The 19484-nt window shown below is 35.4% G+C and carries 18 protein-coding genes, 1 pseudogene and 1 riboswitch; of the genes and pseudogenes, 2 read left to right on the top strand and 17 right to left on the bottom strand.

Features of this window, described 5'->3' with window-relative positions:
• Nucleotides 1-13 precede the first annotated feature (13 nt).
• Nucleotides 14-883: a DNA polymerase III subunit gamma/tau gene (locus tag QA539_RS02005; RefSeq protein ID WP_101143698.1), complete on the bottom strand. Its 870-nt coding sequence runs from the start codon at nt 881-883 to the stop codon at nt 14-16.
• Nucleotides 884-952: 69 nt separating this feature from the next.
• Nucleotides 953-1261 (bottom strand): zinc ribbon domain-containing protein, encoded by a 309-nt coding sequence (locus tag QA539_RS02000; RefSeq protein WP_419895335.1) that lies wholly within the window; start codon nt 1259-1261, stop codon nt 953-955.
• A 216-nt stretch (nt 1262-1477) separates the two neighbouring features.
• Here QA539_RS02000 and QA539_RS01995 point away from each other — a divergent pair.
• Nucleotides 1478-1567 (top strand): annotated as a pseudogene (locus tag QA539_RS01995) (hypothetical protein); the annotation flags it as partial.
• A gap of 95 nt (nt 1568-1662) precedes the next feature.
• On the opposite strand, the gene QA539_RS01990 reads toward QA539_RS01995, so the two are convergent.
• Genes QA539_RS01990 through QA539_RS01965 form a run of 6 tightly spaced genes read right to left on the bottom strand, consistent with a single transcriptional unit; the run spans nt 1663 to nt 7250 of the window.
• Complete coding sequence (locus QA539_RS01990) at nt 1663-2571, bottom strand: D-ribose ABC transporter substrate-binding protein (RefSeq protein WP_419895334.1); 909 nt, start codon at nt 2569-2571, stop codon at nt 1663-1665.
• A gap of 18 nt (nt 2572-2589) precedes the next feature.
• The gene (locus QA539_RS01985) at nt 2590-3531 is read right to left on the bottom strand and encodes an ABC transporter permease (RefSeq protein WP_325885626.1); all 942 of its coding nucleotides are present in this window, start codon (nt 3529-3531) and stop codon (nt 2590-2592) included.
• A complete protein-coding gene (locus tag QA539_RS01980; RefSeq protein WP_325885625.1) occupies nt 3524-5008 on the bottom strand; it encodes a sugar ABC transporter ATP-binding protein in 1485 nt (494 codons plus the stop codon). Before QA539_RS01980 ends, QA539_RS01985 begins: the two co-directional genes overlap by 8 nt.
• Nucleotides 5009-5022: 14 nt before the next feature.
• Complete coding sequence (rbsD, locus tag QA539_RS01975) at nt 5023-5418, bottom strand: D-ribose pyranase (protein ID WP_325885624.1); 396 nt, start codon at nt 5416-5418, stop codon at nt 5023-5025.
• The gene (gene rbsK, locus QA539_RS01970) at nt 5411-6280 is read right to left on the bottom strand and encodes a ribokinase (protein WP_219493819.1); all 870 of its coding nucleotides are present in this window, start codon (nt 6278-6280) and stop codon (nt 5411-5413) included. The genes rbsD and rbsK overlap by 8 nt, the downstream gene beginning before the upstream one ends.
• Nucleotide 6281: 1 nt before the next feature.
• Nucleotides 6282-7250 (bottom strand): LacI family DNA-binding transcriptional regulator, encoded by a 969-nt coding sequence (locus tag QA539_RS01965; protein WP_419895333.1) that lies wholly within the window; start codon nt 7248-7250, stop codon nt 6282-6284.
• Between the two features lie 419 nt (nt 7251-7669).
• Between QA539_RS01965 and QA539_RS01960 the strand changes: the two genes are divergently transcribed.
• Nucleotides 7670-8811 (top strand): IS3 family transposase gene (locus QA539_RS01960; RefSeq protein ID WP_198479331.1). Its coding sequence is split into 2 segments (ribosomal slippage): nt 7670-7940 and nt 7940-8811, totalling 1143 coding nucleotides; the frame shifts between segments, so codons are not numbered across the junction.
• A gap of 171 nt (nt 8812-8982) precedes the next feature.
• Here the strand turns inward: QA539_RS01960 and QA539_RS01955 are convergent.
• The 9 genes from QA539_RS01955 to manA form a co-directional block, all read right to left on the bottom strand.
• Nucleotides 8983-9669, bottom strand: a complete 687-nt coding sequence (locus tag QA539_RS01955) for an Ltp family lipoprotein (protein WP_325885622.1) — start codon at nt 9667-9669, stop codon at nt 8983-8985.
• Between the two features lie 756 nt (nt 9670-10425).
• On the bottom strand, nt 10426-10737 hold the full coding sequence (locus tag QA539_RS01950) for a nucleotide pyrophosphohydrolase (RefSeq protein ID WP_101035404.1): 312 nt from the start codon (nt 10735-10737) through the stop codon (nt 10426-10428).
• On the bottom strand, nt 10703-12280 hold the full coding sequence (locus QA539_RS01945) for a DUF2075 domain-containing protein (RefSeq protein WP_325885621.1): 1578 nt from the start codon (nt 12278-12280) through the stop codon (nt 10703-10705). Before QA539_RS01945 ends, QA539_RS01950 begins: the two co-directional genes overlap by 35 nt.
• A 149-nt stretch (nt 12281-12429) precedes the next feature.
• Entirely contained in the window at nt 12430-14271 is a 1842-nt protein-coding gene (locus QA539_RS01940) for a DUF262 domain-containing protein (protein ID WP_219493810.1), read from the bottom strand.
• 82 nt (nt 14272-14353) lie between these two features.
• Nucleotides 14354-15253 (bottom strand): carbohydrate kinase family protein, encoded by a 900-nt coding sequence (locus QA539_RS01935; protein ID WP_325885620.1) that lies wholly within the window; start codon nt 15251-15253, stop codon nt 14354-14356.
• Between the two features lie 118 nt (nt 15254-15371).
• Entirely contained in the window at nt 15372-15950 is a 579-nt protein-coding gene (isaB, locus tag QA539_RS01930; RefSeq protein WP_283722478.1) for an immunodominant staphylococcal antigen IsaB family protein, read from the bottom strand.
• Between the two features lie 107 nt (nt 15951-16057).
• Nucleotides 16058-16945: a homocysteine S-methyltransferase gene (gene mmuM, locus QA539_RS01925; RefSeq protein ID WP_325885619.1), complete on the bottom strand. Its 888-nt coding sequence runs from the start codon at nt 16943-16945 to the stop codon at nt 16058-16060.
• On the bottom strand, nt 16929-18269 hold the full coding sequence (locus QA539_RS01920; protein WP_283722476.1) for an amino acid permease: 1341 nt from the start codon (nt 18267-18269) through the stop codon (nt 16929-16931). The genes mmuM and QA539_RS01920 overlap by 17 nt, the downstream gene beginning before the upstream one ends.
• A gap of 54 nt (nt 18270-18323) precedes the next feature.
• Nucleotides 18324-18422: riboswitch (SAM riboswitch) on the bottom strand.
• Between the two features lie 67 nt (nt 18423-18489).
• The gene (gene manA / locus QA539_RS01915; protein ID WP_325885618.1) at nt 18490-19428 is read right to left on the bottom strand and encodes a mannose-6-phosphate isomerase, class I; all 939 of its coding nucleotides are present in this window, start codon (nt 19426-19428) and stop codon (nt 18490-18492) included.
• Nucleotides 19429-19484: the final 56 nt, after the last annotated feature.

Raw genomic sequence — 19484 nt, 5'->3', positions numbered from 1 at the left:
AGTAGTCTCCAAATCAACTTTCCTTTCCTATCGGTTTATTTAATAATTCTATACTAGCTAATGTATTATTTATAAGCACACCTAAATCAGTTTTCAATTTAGTATTTAACCTTATTTGCTGATAATCTAAATTCAAACTCTCAAGCATTGGAGTTATATTTTTCAAATAATTATTTAATTCTTTATTATTTTTAATAGTAGCAGTGTTTAACAAACTAATTTCTTCTACTGTGCCTTTTAATATTTTAGTCTGTACTTCATTTTCTTCAGCTTGGTGAATAGCTTTAGTAGCAATTTTCTTATTACTAGACCTCTTTAATAACCCAGTAGTTACTAAAGCAGTTGCACCAATACCCCACCCAATAGGTCCTGCTAAAGCCAATAATGCAGATCCTCCGGCAGTACCTGCACCACCTGCGGCAAGTGTTCCTCCACCTAACCATGCCAAAGCAGCATTAGTTGCTGCTGCACCACTTAAAGTAGAAATAGCTGTACCTGTTGAAGCTGTACCAAATGTTGTTGCGATAGCCATAGCAGCACTAGGACCAAATGCAGCAACCCCAACTCCTCCTGCTATACCTGCACCAAGGGCTCCCCCTTGTGCGATATTTGAAGATTTAAGTTCTCGTTCAATTTCAGCAATAAAATTCTCATATCTCTCAAAATTAATTTGTATTTTTTTAACTTCCACTTTTAAATCTTCTGGTTTATTCTTAATTTTATTCAACAGTTCCCAAGAATCTAAAATGGTTTCACTCATTTTAGTTCTATTTTCAAAGAGTTTCTCTGAATACTCAACTACATGTTGTTGTGCTTTATTATATTCCTCAACACTTTCTTTTAATAAGTTTATGCCATATTTTTTGAAATCACCATTTAACATTATATAGTCTCCTTATTCATTTATTATAATTAAAATACCAAATAGGCACGTCAGAAATTGTCGTGACACTTAGTAATTAACAGCTATAGATATTGCAGCATTTACAATTTTCCTTTCTTCAATATTAGGAATTAATTCAAATCCGTCTACATGTGGCTGAGAAAGTACTGATGTTATATAATCTTCAGAATTATATTTACGATTAATCTCTATTCTAACTTCACTAATCTGTTCAACCTTACTAGCATTATGTATGTCATTAATTATTGTGTCTTCATTTATTTCATTAGGTGTAGAGTTCATAATTCTTTGACCACATTCAGGACAAAAATTAGCACCAGGCATTAATTTATTTCCACATTCCGAACAAAATTTCATATTCATTTTCCCTTTATTTTTTTGTATAAATATATATTATTATAATCTTTTTCTATAAACTACTAAATATTTATAAAAATTGTATATTTCTATATTTTTTCACTTGGATAATTAGGATATCTTCTTAACGTATGAATGACTGAATCGTCTACACTTAACTGAACAACTCCCCTGAGTGGAGTAATGTTAAATTAAGAAAGTAGGCGCGATTTATATATGGCTAGAAAAAGAAGAACATTCATGCCGGAATTTAAACTTCAAATGGTACGATTATTTGAAAACGGAAAATCTAAATATGATATTGTTAAAGAATACGATTTAACACCTTCGGCGTTAGATAAATGGATTAAAAATCATCAAAAAGACCTGCAAATTTATATTTTGCAGGTCTTTTTCCTTCTTTATTGTTCCACAAGTTTTAGCGGTACTTTTACTTCTGATTTAACTTTCTTTCCATCTTTTAAATCTAATATTGCTTTAACTGCATCTTCACCCATCAATGCGGGTTGTTGTGCAATGGTTGCATCTAGTTTTTTATTTTTGATAGATTTCATCGCATCGTCATTGCCATCGAAGCCTACGACGAGTATGTCTTTTGTACCAATTGCCTCAATCGCACCTAGTGCCATTTCATCATTATGGGCAAAGATCGCTTTAATGTCAGGGTGTGACTGGATCATATTTTGAGTGACATTCAAACCTTCTGCTCTATTGAATTTAGCTGTTTGTTTTGATGCTACTTCTAATTGTTTGTCAGCAACAATATGGAATCCCTTTCCTCTTTCACGCGTTGCACTGGCACCAGGCACGCCTTCAAGTTCGCCGACACTTGCTTTTTCTCCTACTTGTTTAACGATATACTCCCCTGCCATCTTACCCCCTGCGACGTTATCAGATGCTATAAACTGCGTTACTTTTCCTTGTTCAACGGATCTGTCTAACGTAATTACAGGGATATCTTGAGCATTTGCATTTTGAACTGCTGAAGATATGGCTGCTGAGTCAGTTGGATTAATGATTAAATAGTCCACCTGCTGCTGAATCAAGTCATCGATATCGTTGGATTGTTTCGCTGAATCATCTTGCGCATCTACTACTTTGATTTTGAAGTTATTGTTCTTGGCTTCTTTTTGTATCGCTTCTTTAATGGAGACGAAGAACGGATTATTCAATGTTGATAAACTTACGCCAATCGTAATATCTTTGTTTGATTTATTTGCTTTATCTTCTTTTAGATATGCTGGTGGTTCTAGGCTGCATGCTGATAAAGTTAACAGAGCGATAAGTAATAATGGTAATATCCTTTTCATTGCTACACCTCTTTAGTTTTATTTTTTGCGATCGATCAATACGGCAATTAGAATTACGATACCTTTAATCACTTGCTGGTAGAAAGAAGAAACTCCTAATAAGTTTAAGCCGTTGTTCAGCACACCAATGATCAATACGCCGATTAATGTACCGAATATTCGACCCTTTCCTCCTGTTAGTGATGTACCACCTAGCACCACTGCTGCAATGGCATCAAGTTCATATGATGTACCCGCTGTCGGTTGTGCAGAATTTAAACGTGATGTCAGTATGCCACCTGCCAGCGCTGCCATTAATCCTGAAATAGAATAGATCAATATTTTGACTTTATCGACTTTAATACCGGAAATAAATGCTGCTTTCTCATTACCACCGATCGCGTATGTGTTTTTACCAAATACTGTTTTATGTAACAAGAAATATAGCACGCCAAATGCGAGCAACATCGTTACTGCAGGTACTGGGATCCCGAAGAAATACCCTTTACCGAATACCTGGAACCAGAAATTGTCTCCCAGATTTGTAATAGGGTTACCGTTCGTTACAACCAGTGTCAGTCCTCTGAAAATTGTCATCGTCGCTAACGTTGCAATGAATGGTGCCATCTTACCAAAAGTAACAAGTACACCATTGACGGCACCTAACAGTGTCCCGATCAATGTACCAAGACACAATGCTAACACTGGATCCACACCGCTTGTGATCAGTATTGCAGTCAGCGCACTGGATAGCGCAAGAATAGAACCGACGCTTAAATCAATCCCACCAGTTAAGATTACAAATGTCATCCCAAATGCAATTAATCCGTTGATCGAAACTTGTCTTAATAAGTTTAAAATATTATTCGGTGCAATAAAGCCGTTATTAAGTATTGTGATAATCACTACTAAAATAAGCAATCCTAATAATGGTCCTAAGCGTTCAATTAAACCCCTCTTTTGTAATGATTTACTATTCATTTAATTCGCCTCCTGTAGCGAGCGTCATTATTTTCTCTTGCGTGATGTTATCTCCAGTTAATTCTCCACGAATAACGCCTTCTTGTAGTACATATACGCGATCACTTAATCCGATGATCTCGGGCATTTCTGAAGATACCATGATGATTGATATGCCACGTTCAGTAAGCTCATTCATGAGATTATATATCTCACGTTTAGCCCCAACATCAATCCCGCGAGTAGGTTCATCTAATATTAATACTTTCGGTCCGTTACCTACCCATTTTGCGATCACGACTTTCTGCTGGTTCCCTCCTGAAAGCGAAGATACCGGTAATTCTTTATTAGATTTTATGGACAATCTATCTTGCATTTGTTTGACAAATAATTCTAAAGGGTCATTTTTAATAACTCCAGATTGACTAAAGCTTCTAATGTTAGCCATGGTCATATTGTCTTTAATAGATGCATCAAGTACGAGGCCTTCATCTTTTCGGTCTTCTGTGATAAATGCAAGACCGTTTCTTATTGCGTCTCCCGGATTGTTAATGGAAACATTCTTCCCTAGTATCTTAACGGCTTTATCACCTTTATCGATGCCGAATAAGCTGCGCATGATTTCTGTTCGCCCTGCCCCCATCAATCCACTGAAACCTAGTATTTCACCTTCCCTTAGATTGAATGAAATATTATCCATACCAAATGCATCATTGGATAAATGATCGACTTCCAGTATCACGTCTCCTGGCTCCACTGTTCTGTCTGGGAACTGCTGATCTAGACTACGTCCTACCATCGCATGAACAAGTTCGTTATAACTCGTTGCATCCGTGCGTTTACGCATCACTGTTACACCATCACGCATGACGGTAATCTCATCTGATATCTTAAAGATCTCATCCATACGATGACTAATATAGACGAAGCTGACGCCTTCAGACTTTAATTTATCGATAAGGATGAATAATTTATCAATCTCTTTATCTGTAAGTGCTGCAGTAGGTTCATCCATAATGATGACTTTAGCATCGGTCATCAGTGCTTTTGAGATTTCAATCATCTGCTGCTCACCGATCGAACATTCACCTGCTAATTTATTGAGCGGCAGGCTGAAGTCGAGATGGTCAAATACTTGTAATGCTTCTTGCTTCATTTTCTTTTCATCAATCTTGCCAAACTTATTTGTAATCTCTTTGCCGATAAATAAATTCTCGAGCACCGTCATCTCGGGCCATATATTAAGTTCCTGGTGAATAAACTGAATCCCTGCTGCTTCAGATTCTTTCGGCGACTTGTAATTCACTGTCGTGCCGTCTACAGTGACCTCTCCTTGATCTTTCGAATGAATACCGGATAAGGTATTCATCAATGTTGATTTACCGGCACCATTCTCTCCCATCAAAGCATGTACGGTCTGATCATTGAGCACAAAATCTACACCTTGTAAGACTTTATTATCACCAAATGCTTTATGGATATTCGTCATTTTAATCATGAAAGCACCCCCTCTTAGAAATTAACACCACTTCTTAAAATAATATTTGCATACGGCGTGGCTTCTCCTGTTCTTATGATGGCTTCCGAGTTTTCTGTCAGCGCCTTAAATTGTTCATGAGTCACAAAGTCATTCGGTATACCTTTCACTATGCTGTCAACCTCTTTCAACACTGCTGGGTTGCTATCCTTTATCTCCTCAGCTAAAGTGACGTGTTCAATGACCATGTGCCGTGCAATCTCATCAACGACATCAATAAATGAAGGTAAGCCTTGTCTGACTGCAAGATCAATCTTCTGTACACCCTTTGGAACAGGCAATCCACAGTCAGCGATGACAATCGTATCTGTATGTCCTAAGTCGCTTAACACTTTAGAGATCTCACTGTTTAACGTCCCTGTCTTATACATCTGTCATCACCGCTCTATAAGGCATACCGCCTTGTGCACCTAAGCCTGTTACAGAAATACTCGCCGCTTTATTTGCAAATAAGATCGCATCATCAAGTGCCATCCCTTCACTTAATGCCACTGCAAGTGCACCGTTAAAGGTATCACCGGCGCCTGTTGTATCCACTACGTCTGCTTTAATACCCGGCACATTGACAAGCTGACCATTATAAAATACGGCACCTTTGTCACCTAGTGTTACGATCATCTTGTTCGGATAATCTTGGATGACCTCCTCATAGTCTTCACCAAACAACTCTTTCACTTCTGTTTCATTAGGCGTGAAGTAAGTCACCTTCTTCAAATAATCCAGTTCGATTTCTATAAATGGTGCTGGATTATAGATTGTCGTTAATCCGAGTTCATAACACTTATCAATAGTGAACAATATGACGTCTTTAGGAATCTCATTTTGGAGTACCACTATCGCATCTTCTGCAGCCTCACTCAGAACTTGTGCGACTTGATGAGTTGTCACGGCAAAGTTTGCACCCGGCACGACGATAATCGAGTTATCATCTTCTGATAATGTAATATGTGCCGTCCCACTCGATACATGTGTAACCGATTCCACATTGGATACATCAACGCTATTCTCTCTAAAGTTTGCTAAGATTTGCTGCCCAAAGTCATCCGCTCCTACAGCACCGACCATCTTAACCTTACCACCTAGACGACTCGCACTCACCGCCTGGTTAGATCCCTTCCCGCCGGTTGTCATAAAGAATGATTCACCTAATATCGTTTCACCCTTCAGCGGTCGTCTGTCACTCTTAACCACTAAGTCAATCGAAGCACTACCTATCACATAAATCTCACGCATTTTATTCACTCCTTGTACTTTTTCTTTCAACTAAGCTTACATCTATCTTTATCTCTTTTCTCACTTGCTTACCATTCAGCAGATCAATTAACTGCTCACACGCGAGTCTCCCTAGTAAATACGAAGGCTGCCTTACCGTCGTTAGACTCGGGAAATACGACGCACTGATTTGTATGTCATCATAACCCACCACTTGAACATCACCCGGAACGTTGACACCATTATGCTGTAGCAGCCCCATGACTTGGATCGCGATTAAATCGTTATAGCAGATAATCCCGTCATACGCCTTATACCGTATCTGATCCAGCAACGCATGACCGACACCCTCACTATTCAACTCAAGGGTCTCAAAGACAGCACCACTCTCTTCAAGCGTGTGGATCGCACCCTCTAGACGATGCTTGAAAGAACTAAACTTCATATTACCATTGATCACTAAAATGTTTTTACAGCCATTATCCAGCAAACATTCCGCCTGTAACACGCCACCTTTATAATGATCCGCTTCAACAGAGTACTCTGTCTCACCGATACGGTCTAACATCACATGCAGCATCTTTGAAGATTGAATATACTGTAACACATCCTCCCATACGAGCGCAGAAGAAATCAAACCGACACAGTTATGCAGCCGGAACGTATCAATATATTGACGCTCCTTATCCCGATTCTGATCACTGTTGCCGATAACAACATGAAACCCTCGCTCCAGCGCAGCATCCTCAACCCCACGCGCCACGACAGTGAAAAATGGATTGCTGATATCCGGCAACAATAAACCAATAATCTTCGACTGTTTCTTATACAGCGTACGTGCTGTCTCATTAGGCTTATACTTTAAAGTCTCAATCGCTCTATTAATCTTCTTCAAGGTATCCTCGTGCACGTACCCTGAGCTATTCATCGCTCTAGATACCGTAGCAACGGATACACCCGCTTCTTTCGCCACATCTTTTATCGTCGCCATCCTAACTCTCCTCACGTTGTGTAACCGATTACATAAAATATATCACGAAATGAAATCGATTACAATGATGTTTGGTTTTGTTTAGTACATAGAATAATTCGGAATCATTGAACCCTAATATGAAGAGAGAGAAACGCCATAAATACAACTTATAATCTGGTCTGGGTGGCCTTCAATCCCTCAGTTACGTTTTTGTATTATCGCAAAATATGTCATCTTACTGTAAGTCATGCGATTTACATTCCAACATTATATATAATTAAATATTAAAAATTAATATAATTTTATCAATTATATAATAAGCTATACATTAAAAAACTCAAATCACATTACTGCGCTAACCCCATGATATGGGAGTAAAATAAAAACACTTTCGTTGAATTCATATTAAAATGAATTTATACGGAGGTGTTTTTTCTATGAAAAGAGTGGCATATTCAGTTGAAATAAAATATAAAGTAGTAGAAATGAAACTTAAAGGATATAGTACAAGAGAAATAATGGATGCTTTAAATATTAAAAATGAATCTCAAGTTAAAGTGTGGTGGAAATGGTATAGAAATGGGGAAACACATAGATTCAATCAACAAGTAGGTAAACAATATTCCTACGGAAAAGGAAATGAAGAATTGAGTACTGTTGAGACGCTAAAAATTGAATTAAAGCGCAAAGAAGTAGAAAATGAAATTTTAAAAAAGTACAAGGAATTGGAAAGGAAGTGGTCCCAGAGGTAGTTGTTGAATTAGTAAATGAATTGAAATCTAAATATACAGTGAAAGTCATTTTAGAAACTTTAGATATTCCAAAATCAAATTATTACAGATGGAAAAACAAAGATTTCAGTATATCTGAGGATGAACGAGAAATTATAGAACTATGTAAGAAACATCGTTTTACATATGGTTATAGAAAAATAACTGCCTTGTTAAATAGAAAAAATAATAAACCAATTAATCACAAAAAAGTACAAAGGATTATGCAAAAACATAATTTAAATTGTAAAGTACGAATGAAAAAATCGAAAAGACCAGGGAATGCATATTATAAAACACATAATCTATTAAATAGAAACTTCAAAGCAGAGAAACCTTTAGAAGTACTTTTAACAGATATCACTTATTTACCCTTCGGGAATACAATGTTGTATCTTTCATCTATCATGGATGCTTACAATGGTGAAATTGTGGCATATAAAATCGGTAATAAACAAAATCAAGAATTAGTAAATGAGACATTAAAACAACTTCAATTGGAACCAGGTACTATATTACATAGTGATCAAGGAAGTGTTTATACTTCTTATGAATACTATGCCCTATGTACAGAAAAAGGCATTACCAGAAGCATGTCCCGTAAGGGAACGCCAGCTGATAATGCCCCAATAGAATGTTTTCATGCCTCTCTAAAGTGTGAAACATTCTACTTAAACAGTGAGCTTAGAAGCTCTAATACCATTGTAATAGATATTGTCGAAAATTACATTGAAAACTATAATAAAGTTAGAATTCAACAAAAACTAGGCTACTTATCCCCTATAGAATATAGGAAATTAGCAGCCTAGAAAATAGTGTTTTTATTGAGCTCCCTTAGTAAGGGTGCAGTGCCTTACCATGACTTGAGTTTTTTTTATGGGTGATATCCTCGGCTTTTTTCACTGTGTCTTTTACTTTCTATTCAATAAATTCAGCAGGGTTAAATGTAATATAACCGCCATACCTTATTTTGAGTTTTATTAATCTAAATTATCAATAGCATATTGGGCTTCTTCTGCTGTATATTTATCACCAGCATTTGAAGTAAGTTGTTGATAAAGTTCATCATTTGACATAGGCATTAAATCCAAGTAACTTTTAGCAGCTTTTAATGCATTTTCTTTATAATTAGTTTTTAAATTATCTATAGCGTATTGGGCAGCTTCAGGTGGATATTTATCACCAGCATTTGAAGTAAGTTGTTGATATAAACCTGCTTTAGAAAAAGGCATTAAATCTACATAATTTTCTGCTGCAGATAAAGCATTTTTCATTTCTCTTGTTGGTGTAGTCGAACTGATTTTTTCTTCTTCAGTCTTTTTTTCAGTAGTAGCTTCTTCCGTTGTTACTTTCTCAGTTGTGACTTCTTCGGTCTTTTCCTCTGTAGTAGCTTCTTCGGTCGTTACTTTCTCAGTGGTTACTTCTTCAGTAGTAGCATCTTCTTCAGTTTTTTTCTCTTCAGTCTTTTCCTCTGTAGTAGCTTCTTCGGTAGAACTAGTTTCTTTACCACCATCTTCACTGCCGAATATTGCACCACATGCTCCTAAAAGTAAAAATAAAGCGAGTAGACCAAGACAACCCATTAAGAAAGGATTGCGTTTCTTTTTGATGTCAACGGGATTTCCATTGGCATCGTAATAAATTTGTTCTTCTTTCTTTTTTGCCAAGATAACCATCTCCTTGTTTAATTTATATGATAAACGCTAAAAGCTGAATATCCAAATTAATATTTTTCGATTTTTAAAGGTTAAAATTGTATTCTGTGATTATCATATTTTACATAATAACCAAACTTACTTTTATAATCATCAACAATATTATTAAAGTGGCCACGCTCAATTTCTAAGAAAAGACACATTTCGTATATATCTCCTCAATGACCATGTTCATAACACTTGATCAATTTTTCTAAAGGTAGGATAAGTTTATGTCTATATCTTCTTGCTCTTAATTCTTGTCTTGTTGCATCAACATTATATTGTCGTCTGTATACACTAGTAATATCTCCATAAGAAGTTTCAAGATGTCCATTCTGAATATAATAGCCTATTTTTCCTGATAAGACGATGTTTCCATGAGATCAATCAATATATCTTTTGTATAATCCGCTTAGTTTTGATGGCAGATTGTCTTCTATTTCAATAGTCAGTTTGGATAATTAGATAAAAGTTGCTCTCTTTATACAGAAAAACGAAGGAATGATGGTAATAATTTTACGATAAGTGAAATTGAAACTATTGTAAAATTATTGAGACTGACACAAAGGGAATCAATCTCTATTTTTTATAAATTAAGTCGTATTCACGAGCCTTAGTAATGGTATTTAGGAGATACATTATGCAAATATCAATTCCTAATGAATTTATTGAAAAGATTGTGAAGAAGAAATATCAACATCAATTTTTTATATTTATTGCTTATGTTTAAGATATTTTATATTTTTCTCCATTCTTCTTAACTTTCTCCCTAATTATCTTCTCTATATCAAAACCCATTTCTTCCGCTAGCTGTATTCCATAGATAAATACATCCGCCAACTCCTCAGCGATATTTTCCCTATTATTCTCAACGGCTTCATCACTTGATATCCATTGAAAGTTTTCCAAAAGTTCAGCCGCTTCTAAACTTAATGATAGAGATAGATCTTTTGGATTGTGATATTGATTCCAGTTTCTTTCTTCTCTAAACTTATTAATTAAATCAATGATTTCTTGATTCAAGTGGAAGACCTCCATTCAATAATACTTTTCTAAGTTCTTCATTACTTGCATAAATATATAAACCTTTAACACCACGTTTTAATAACACATTCATTGAATTTAAAATGATTTGTTCTTTCATTTTAATTAATTCTTCTTTTGTTCTAACCTCTTCAGAAGACTGCCTAAAAGCTTCAGTATCTCTATACTTAGTTACATCAATCTTTAAACAATGATTTTCTTTATCATATCCAATAGAAGGCCCAAGAATTACTCCTACATAGTTTAAATCGAACCCTTGAATTGTATATATCGATCCAACCTCTCTAATTGTTTGAGGTTCCTCAGCCCAAGTACTTTTATAATCAGTTCTATTCCAGGCTAATGAAAATTCAGGCTCATCAACAAAGTAATCATTTCCATCTTTTTTATGTACGTAATCAAATGTTGACACAACTCGAGATAGTTTAAATTCTTCATTCTTCTCAACAATTGCTTGATGCATTCGGGAAGCATTATCAAAAAATTTAAATTCAAATTCTTCACTATTTGTACCTTTTAAAATTTTCTTCAATATATTTTCAGACCATGAAGATTTAATCTTTAAATATTGTCTTTCGTCATATACGATTATCGTTACTTTACTATGCTTGATGATTTCCTCTAACTGATTATTTTCTTTAAATGAATTAAAACTATCTGGTCGTGTTAATAACAAATGCGCCTCATCTACTAAAGTAATATCTGCTTTTATCTTCCCAGATTTACTTTTATTTATAAATGGCGTTGGTTTTAAAAAGTTGTTTTTCTTTAAATTAGGTAAGCTTTCAGAAATAGTTACATATGTCTTCAACATTTCATTATGATTTACTAATAAGTAATTTTTAGAGTTAAATAGATTGTTTTCTATTGTGTTTTCTAAATATATAAAATCTTTGTTCTTTGATAAATCTTGAATCGTATTAAATGTCGAACTTAAAACAACACTTTTGCCAGTCCCAGCATCACCTTTTATTAAAAATACAGCTTTTTTGTCATCATTAATATGATTATTACAAAACTCAATAATTTTAGTTTTTAAATCCATCTGTGCTTCAGAAAGCTCTTTAAACGGCGAAAGTTTAAACACATCTCGATTACGGATATCCTCTATTGTGTGCTTCACAATGCCATCTTTTCTTAATTTATCCCATATGTCTTCAAAAATTACAGAATGATAATATGACTTGTCATAGTAGTTATGTGTCATTTGCTGAGCAGTCTGACTCTTGTTTTGTAACTTATATTTTTCATCAGCGATAAAATGATTAATAAGGTTTGTCTCTATATCATAGGTTGCAGATTGATTGAATTTATCATGTCCAATTAAAATCATTTTATCTAATTTCTTTCTATCTTTATTTGTTAAATGATTTTTCATTCTACTTTTTACTTGTACAGTCTGGCCTATGTATGCTTCAGGATGTGATAAATCATTATTTAAAATATATACAATTGGATAACCGTCTAATACAGGATCCTTGATATCAGGTAATACATTTTTGTTAAAGTCGTAATAGTTTATCTTTATATTTTCCATCTATGTACTCCTTACAATTAGTTAATATAATTATAGCAAAGAATGTATTATTTCATGATTCAAATATGATTTATTGATTAATTTATAAAAATATTCCCAACTTTTGAAGTTAGGAATATTTTCATGGAATCATAAAATAAATGTATTAACTATTTTGTTATACTGCCTTTAATTATTAAATCTACTAAACATGAAATTTTATTACTTCTTAATTCAATTAATTCTTTCGTCCATTTTTCATTTTTTAAATATTGCGGCTGGTGTTCATTCAACAACTTAATTCTTTCAGTCTCTGCACCATTTTTAATTGTGGTTTCAAGTTTCGTAACAATTGACTTAGTAACTATAAAGTCAGATTTTAAGTATGTATCATATTTTTCTATAAACTGTCTTGTTCCAATCGATGTATTTTCATCATGATATAATAAAGTTAGGTTTCCAATTCGATTAAGGTGCCTATTCATTTCATCAGTATCATTAAAACCATAAATATTCATATCGTTTATTTCCGTTTTCTTTGCCAAAATATGTTCTATCGTTATTCTTTTACCCTTAGGAGGCCTAATAATAAGAGTGTTATTATTGAATTTCAATTCTATAAAATACATCATATCTCTTACCTTTTTTTGAGTACCTCCAGTGGAATTAATAAAATTATTTTTTCCAATATTGGTAACTAATTTTTCAGAATTGTTATTTATTAATGATTGTATATGACTCCTCAAAGATTCATACTTTTCCTGAAAAGTTTTTCTACTCTTTATCTTCCCTATAATATTTACCATTTCTTTTTCAATCACATTTGTTTGTGTAGATGAAAAGATAATCGATGCTCCATATCTACAACATAAATCAGCAACTTCTGTCTTTATATCTTCAGGAGCATCATAGAAACTCATTAGTATAGGATGAAATTGTTTTATTCCAAATTGCTTAAAAATAAGAAACATATCTTGATTATCTTTTAAATAATAATTCTCGAGTGAATTTTTTTCTATTGATGTATATATTTTAGAATATCTATTTATTTTTTTAACTAGAGAGATAATGTCATCTCCTGATAATTTTAAATGATTCTTAAAAAAATCGAATAATCGATCTTGTTTTATATTTTTATTATATTCATAACCTATAAAATGTTTCATAAATATAGATGATGCTATTTTCTTTTTAGGCGTTATTTGAAGGTTCTCTATAAACTCTTTCCAATTCATATTGAGTATTTTAACATCTTCATCACTATAACCACTTTGTCTTATGATTTTTAAAAATGTATTTTTTACTAAATCCATTGGTTCTAATGAACGACCACGATCATTTAATACTTCAAATAACTGAAAAGCCTTACCTTCAGAAGGTGCAGTTGTTACTATTAACTTCACTTTATTTTTAATATAAGAGATAAATTTACTCATTTGTGCGTCATTAAGATTAGATAATTCATCAGATAACGTATTATACACTTCCCTTATATTATTATCTGAATCACTAATAATTAAAGTATCTTCAGATATTTTGTCAGTTATTAAGTCTCTGTAAAATCCGCCAAATGTCAATCCTTCATCATGAATAATTCTTAATCCTTTAAAGTTATCTTCATCATCTACAACCTGATAACCATTACTTATTTGACCAATTCTTTTTAACCACCTGTCTCTTTCCTTACCTTCTGATCTTTCAATTATGCTATCTATTCTTTCATATAAAACTTTAAAAAGTAATGTCAAAGTTGTTAATCTTTGTTGACCATCAATTACAAGATAACGTTTTTTATCATTTTCAATTAATACAATATTTCCTAGTAAATATCCTTGTAAATCATCATTATCTTTTATAAATCCATCTGTGTCTTCTTTTAAATCATTAATTAATTCCCTTGCCTGTTCATCTTTCCATACAAAATCTCTTTGGAATTCTGGAATATAAAACAATTTGTTATCATCAAGTAATAATTGACCTAATGAAATCATTTCTGAAGTTATTTCATGCATATTAAATCACCTCAATAAATATATTTACTTTATTGGATCATATAATACTACTTTGATCAACTACTATTTGATAATTTTCCCATTAGTAAATTTTATAGTTTTTCATTCTTCCCCACACCTCATCACTCAATCCAACCCCACTCACTTGTACTACTTGTGCTGCGACTTTGTTTGCGAATGTCAGTGCAGATTTGTCATCCATTCCTTTAGCAAGGCTCGATATAAATGCACCTGCATGGCTGTCTCCAGCACCAATCGTATCTTTAACTCTCACGCTTTCTCCCGGCACATGCGTGATTATACCGTCATATGTCATTGCACCTTGCGCTCCTTGTGTTACGACAATCTTGTTATGAGTCTTCTCATACAATACTTCAAGTGCCGCTTCAACCGTGTCACAACCTGTTTGCTCCTTAATCTCCTGTTCATTCAAGTGTACAATCGGTGAGAGTTGATACACGCGTTCCATACGTTCTTGAGGAATCAAGTTCCCGCGTGGTCCTGGTGCGAAGATGATTGTTGCATCAACATTGCTTAACGTATCAATCAACTGCTCTCCATCACGTTCTTCAATTTCTAGCCCGCATATATAAACATACTTGTAATCATCTAAATTCAAACCGTCTAACCATTGTGGATTAAACGTATACTCTACACCGTGATGCGACATAAATGTACGTTCGCCATGATGTTCAACGAAACAATAGCAGCATCCGTTCTCTCCCTCGACGCGTACTTCAGTTTGTATCCCTTGCTTCTCCAGCTCACGTGCGACAAACTCCCCGTACATTCCTGTGCCCACAGGGGATACAAATGTATAAGGCACACCTAGATGATGTAATACTGACACTACATTGTATGCACATCCACCAAGTGCCATCGTCTGATTTGATATATGTACGTCACCTGCTGTCGTCGGTAGCTGATCTACATTAATCACTACGTCACAGACTGTTGATCCAATAATTAAGCATTTGTCCATAGCACACCTCATAAGTTTTTCTTTCATTATACTACTTATCAAATTTTAAGATGGTGTCTGCAAATGATATAGTGAAAATGCTGCAGATCTATAGCATAGACACTGCAGCATTTTCATATTATTTCCCAAATATCATTTGGTCAAATTCTTTGCCGAATTGTCCGCCAATATGCGAACTCATCGAGACAGCAATCAGTTGATTCTTTTTATTAAAAGCACCTTCAAAGTAATGATTTTTGAATTTATAATATACACTTATTTCATTATCGATTACTTGCACTTCAGCATAGTTTTTACCATACATTTTGATAAATTGTTGTTTCGTAATCTTACCTTTTTTAACGGGCATTATAATTGCGTACGTCTTTAGATGATCATTCAGGAAGAATACGCTATCATACTTTCTTTGAATATATTTCGATTTAATCTTTTTGTTCTCAAGACTATACGTCATTATTGTCTCTGATGATTTGTCGACTGATTCCATAGGTACCTTATTGACAACCGTCTTTCCATTAACAGTGACTTTACCCTTCTTCACCGCATTAATAAATGCCTTAGACTTTACAAATTGATAGTTATTACCACTATACCCATTGTACTTATAGTAGTATCCTGCAGCATTTGCCGGTGTTGAAATACTGATTATTGAAAGTACAGCAATCAGTGCAATAAATAAATTTCTCAAACGTTTCATGATATTCTCCTTATTTTGTATATTTTGTATTATTATATACAAAATAAGGTTATCAAGATACACTATTATTATTTCTTTATTATATTTAATTATTTGTATATTAACTTCTATTTTAAAGCAGTCCCGAGTTCCTTTATCTCCCCCGGCCCTACCTGACAGCATCCGCCGATAATCTTCACTCCTTTTTCTTTCCAGCGTGGTGCCGCTTCAACAAGCGATGCATCCTCCCGATCAATCCATACTTTGTGAACTGCATCATATTGACGTCCACTATTAGGGTAGAGTATTAACGACTTGTCACTTAGTGTGATCAACTTATCCACTGCTGCATCGATGACGTTCACGCTCGTACAGTTCACACCGAATGCTAATACATTTTCAATCTCATTCACTACTTCAATCACTGCTTCAAGTGGTGTGCCATCTGACAGATGATCATGATCTTTCAGTGTCACTGAAATCCATGTCTCAATATGTGGATAATCAAGCAGCAGTGTTCTCACTGCTTTAATTTCTTCTATGTTAGGGATGGTCTCAAACGCAAAGACACTTATACCTGTTTCGATTAGTATATCTAGTCGTTCTTTATGATACTGAATATAATCAGCTTCAGTTTCTTCATAGTCCCCTGTATACTCTGAGCCATTACCGAGCATCGCACCATACGGCCCAAGTGATCCTGCAACGATTGCTCGATTGCCTGCTGCGCGCGTTGCGAGTTCCACCGCTTTCGCTAAATATGTGCGTGCTGTTTCTCTATCAATGCCAATATTTAAGAATGATTGTACAGATGCCTGATACGTATTGGTCAGTATAATCTCTGCACCGCTATCTACGAATGCTTTATGGACCTTATACACCGCTTCCGGATGGGACTGGATTAAGTTCGATGACCATAGTTCGTGTTTCACATCGTATCCGAATTGTTCTACAGTCGTTCCAAAGCCTCCGTCTAATATTACGATGTCTTGCTGTAACTTATCTCGTAGCTGCATGAATATGTGCCCCTTTCTTCTTCAGGAAATAATGAATTAGTCCGACGATAATACAGAATGGTAATCCAATCAGTGTCGCAAGTCTTTGGTTCGGGTCAAAGAGTACGCCGATTGTAGAAATAAGACATAATGCAAATCCTGCTACCGGTAGGATATATGCTGTACGTTGTGTAACACCTTCTCTTCTTAATTGATTGAACCTCGCCACACAGATGCTCATCCATACAACGACTACGGCAAATCCTGCAACAGAGACCAGTACTAAATAGACAGTCGTCGGTGCAATCACACTTGATAACAGGCTGAGTAATGCTCCAGCTAAACTAATGATTGTCGCGTTAACCGGCATACCGTTCTTATTCAGCTTTCTTGCGATTGGTAATACATTATCTTGCTCTGATAGGCTCCATAACATTCTGCTGGATGCATAAAGTCCTGAATTTGCTGCTGACAGCAATGCCGTCAATATAACGAAGTTCATAATATCTCCGGCATAAGGAATTCCGACGCTATCCAATATCGAAACAAATGGACTTTCGAGTAAGCTCGCTTGATCCGTTGGTAAGAGTAAGACCATGATCACGATGGTCCCGATAAATAGTAACCCGAGTCTCCATACTGTCGAGCGAATGGTTTTCGGTATTACGTTCTCAGGATGCTTCGTCTCTCCCGCTGCTATCGCAATGAGCTCCGTCCCACTGAACGCATAGTTTACCGCAAGCATCGTAATAAAGATGCCGAATAATCCATTCGGTACATCAAATAGCTTCTCACTTGAAGTGACCGGCTTTAAGTCAGACGGTACGACATTGAATAATATTAATAAGCCAATAATAATAAACGCAATGATGGCAATTACTTTAATCAGTGATAGCCAGAACTCTGTTTCACCATACATCTTACTTGTCGTAAAGTTTATCCCGACAATCACGAGGATGAATACCAGACTGAACAACCATACCGGAAAATCCGGAAACCATTTCTGAAATAAGATACCACCCGCAGTTATTTCGGATCCCAGCGCAATCGTCCAGCATAGCCAGTAGCTCCAGGCAACGACATGCCCTATCGACTGATGAATATAAATATTCGCATACGTATGAAATCCTCCAACATCGGGGTGTGCTACTGCTAGAGCACCCATGCATTTCATCACGATATAAACAAGCAGTGCACCAATAACATAGCTCACCACTGTTCCGATAGGCCCTGCCTGCTGTAATGTGTACCCTGTACTTAAGAATAACCCTGTGCCGATGACACCTCCGAAACTCAGCATCATCACATGACGTGCTTCCATTCCTCTTCTGAAACCATTTGACATATCTATCCCTCCATAAAAAAAATACCCTTCTGAAAAAGAAGGGTATAAAGTCTACACTCATATTTCAGGAATCACCTGTTGGATTTAGCACCGTGCAAACGCCGGTTGCTGAGATTTCACAGGGCCAATTCCCTCCATCTCTCTGTATAAGTTATTTAGTTGATATTAATCATACATTAGTGTTTTCAAAAGGTCAACGCATTATTTATACGCCTAAATACTATACATAGCTCTCAATAATATCGAGTTTACCTTGGAGCTTAATTTCCTTATCTTCAGTCGTCAGAATAAAATGATCGCCTTTTCTGATTGTATAGACTTGTCCGTCAGCAGTTAGCGTTCCTTCACCTGATAGCACGCTCATCAATGTGTAGTCTTGTTGTTTCGTATATTCATAATGGTCTTCTATCAGTAGCTGTTTCACTGTAAAGAAACTGTTAGAGATATATGTTCTAATGACATTTCCCTGTACTTCAGTAACTTCCGCTTCTGTGCCTGAATTATCTTCATTAAAAGAAATTACATCAATACTTTGCTCAATATGCAGCTCGCGTTTATGACCGTCCTTATCCGTACGGTCATAATCATAGATGCGGTATGTTGTATCCGAATTCTGCTGTGTCTCTAATATACGGATGCCTTTACCGATTGCATGAACTGTTCCACTAGGCACATAGAAGAAGTCCCCTGGTTTGACTTTAATGGAATTAAAAAGTTGATTCCATTTGCCCTCATGTATCATATTCTCCAGCTCGGCTTTGTCTTTCGCATTATGCCCGTAGATGATTTCAGCGTCTTCATCGCAGTCGATGATATACCAGCATTCTGTCTTACCGAGTTCTCCGTTCTCATGTACTTGTGCATATGCATCATCTGGATGGACCTGCACTGATAATTCGTCATTCGCATCAAGAATCTTTGTAAGGAGTGGGAACTTATCTGTCGTTTGAACGCCAAATAGTCCTGTGTTTTCTTCCCACAACTCTTTTAATGTCTTGCCTTCATGTTCTCCGTTCACAATCATATTCGGACCATTCTCATGTGCTGAAATACCCCAGCACTCCCCTGTTTTATCATTCGGAATCTCATATCCAAATTCCTTCAAATGCCTGCCACCCCAGATGCGTTCTTTGAATACTGGTTGTATCATTAATGTCATTTCTCTCAACCTCTCCTATAAATTTAACTTCATTATAGGGAGGGCATCCTTTATAT

Source organism: Macrococcus psychrotolerans (assembly GCF_038095555.1).
GTDB classification, from domain to species: domain Bacteria; phylum Bacillota; class Bacilli; order Staphylococcales; family Staphylococcaceae; genus Macrococcoides; species Macrococcoides psychrotolerans.
The sequence above is the reverse complement of the archived record's forward strand: the minus strand, read 5'-3'. Positions and strand labels throughout refer to the sequence as shown.

Coding starts and splice junctions, on each gene's coding strand:
- QA539_RS02005 (WP_101143698.1), bottom strand. CDS start 883: ATGTTAAATGGTGATTTCAAAAAATATGGCATAAACTTATTAAAAGAA.
- QA539_RS02000 (WP_419895335.1), bottom strand. CDS start 1,261: ATGAAATTTTGTTCGGAATGTGGAAATAAATTAATGCCTGGTGCTAAT.
- QA539_RS01990 (WP_419895334.1), bottom strand. CDS start 2,571: ATGAAAAGGATATTACCATTATTACTTATCGCTCTGTTAACTTTATCA.
- QA539_RS01985 (WP_325885626.1), bottom strand. CDS start 3,531: ATGAATAGTAAATCATTACAAAAGAGGGGTTTAATTGAACGCTTAGGA.
- QA539_RS01980 (WP_325885625.1), bottom strand. CDS start 5,008: ATGATTAAAATGACGAATATCCATAAAGCATTTGGTGATAATAAAGTC.
- rbsD (WP_325885624.1), bottom strand. CDS start 5,418: ATGTATAAGACAGGGACGTTAAACAGTGAGATCTCTAAAGTGTTAAGC.
- rbsK (WP_219493819.1), bottom strand. CDS start 6,280: ATGCGTGAGATTTATGTGATAGGTAGTGCTTCGATTGACTTAGTGGTT.
- QA539_RS01965 (WP_419895333.1), bottom strand. CDS start 7,250: ATGGCGACGATAAAAGATGTGGCGAAAGAAGCGGGTGTATCCGTTGCT.
- QA539_RS01950 (WP_101035404.1), bottom strand. CDS start 10,737: ATGGAGGTCTTCCACTTGAATCAAGAAATCATTGATTTAATTAATAAG.
- QA539_RS01945 (WP_325885621.1), bottom strand. CDS start 12,280: ATGGAAAATATAAAGATAAACTATTACGACTTTAACAAAAATGTATTA.
- QA539_RS01940 (WP_219493810.1), bottom strand. CDS start 14,271: ATGCATGAAATAACTTCAGAAATGATTTCATTAGGTCAATTATTACTT.
- QA539_RS01935 (WP_325885620.1), bottom strand. CDS start 15,253: ATGGACAAATGCTTAATTATTGGATCAACAGTCTGTGACGTAGTGATT.
- isaB (WP_283722478.1), bottom strand. CDS start 15,950: ATGAAACGTTTGAGAAATTTATTTATTGCACTGATTGCTGTACTTTCA.
- mmuM (WP_325885619.1), bottom strand. CDS start 16,945: ATGCAGCTACGAGATAAGTTACAGCAAGACATCGTAATATTAGACGGA.
- QA539_RS01920 (WP_283722476.1), bottom strand. CDS start 18,269: ATGTCAAATGGTTTCAGAAGAGGAATGGAAGCACGTCATGTGATGATG.
- manA (WP_325885618.1), bottom strand. CDS start 19,428: ATGACATTAATGATACAACCAGTATTCAAAGAACGCATCTGGGGTGGC.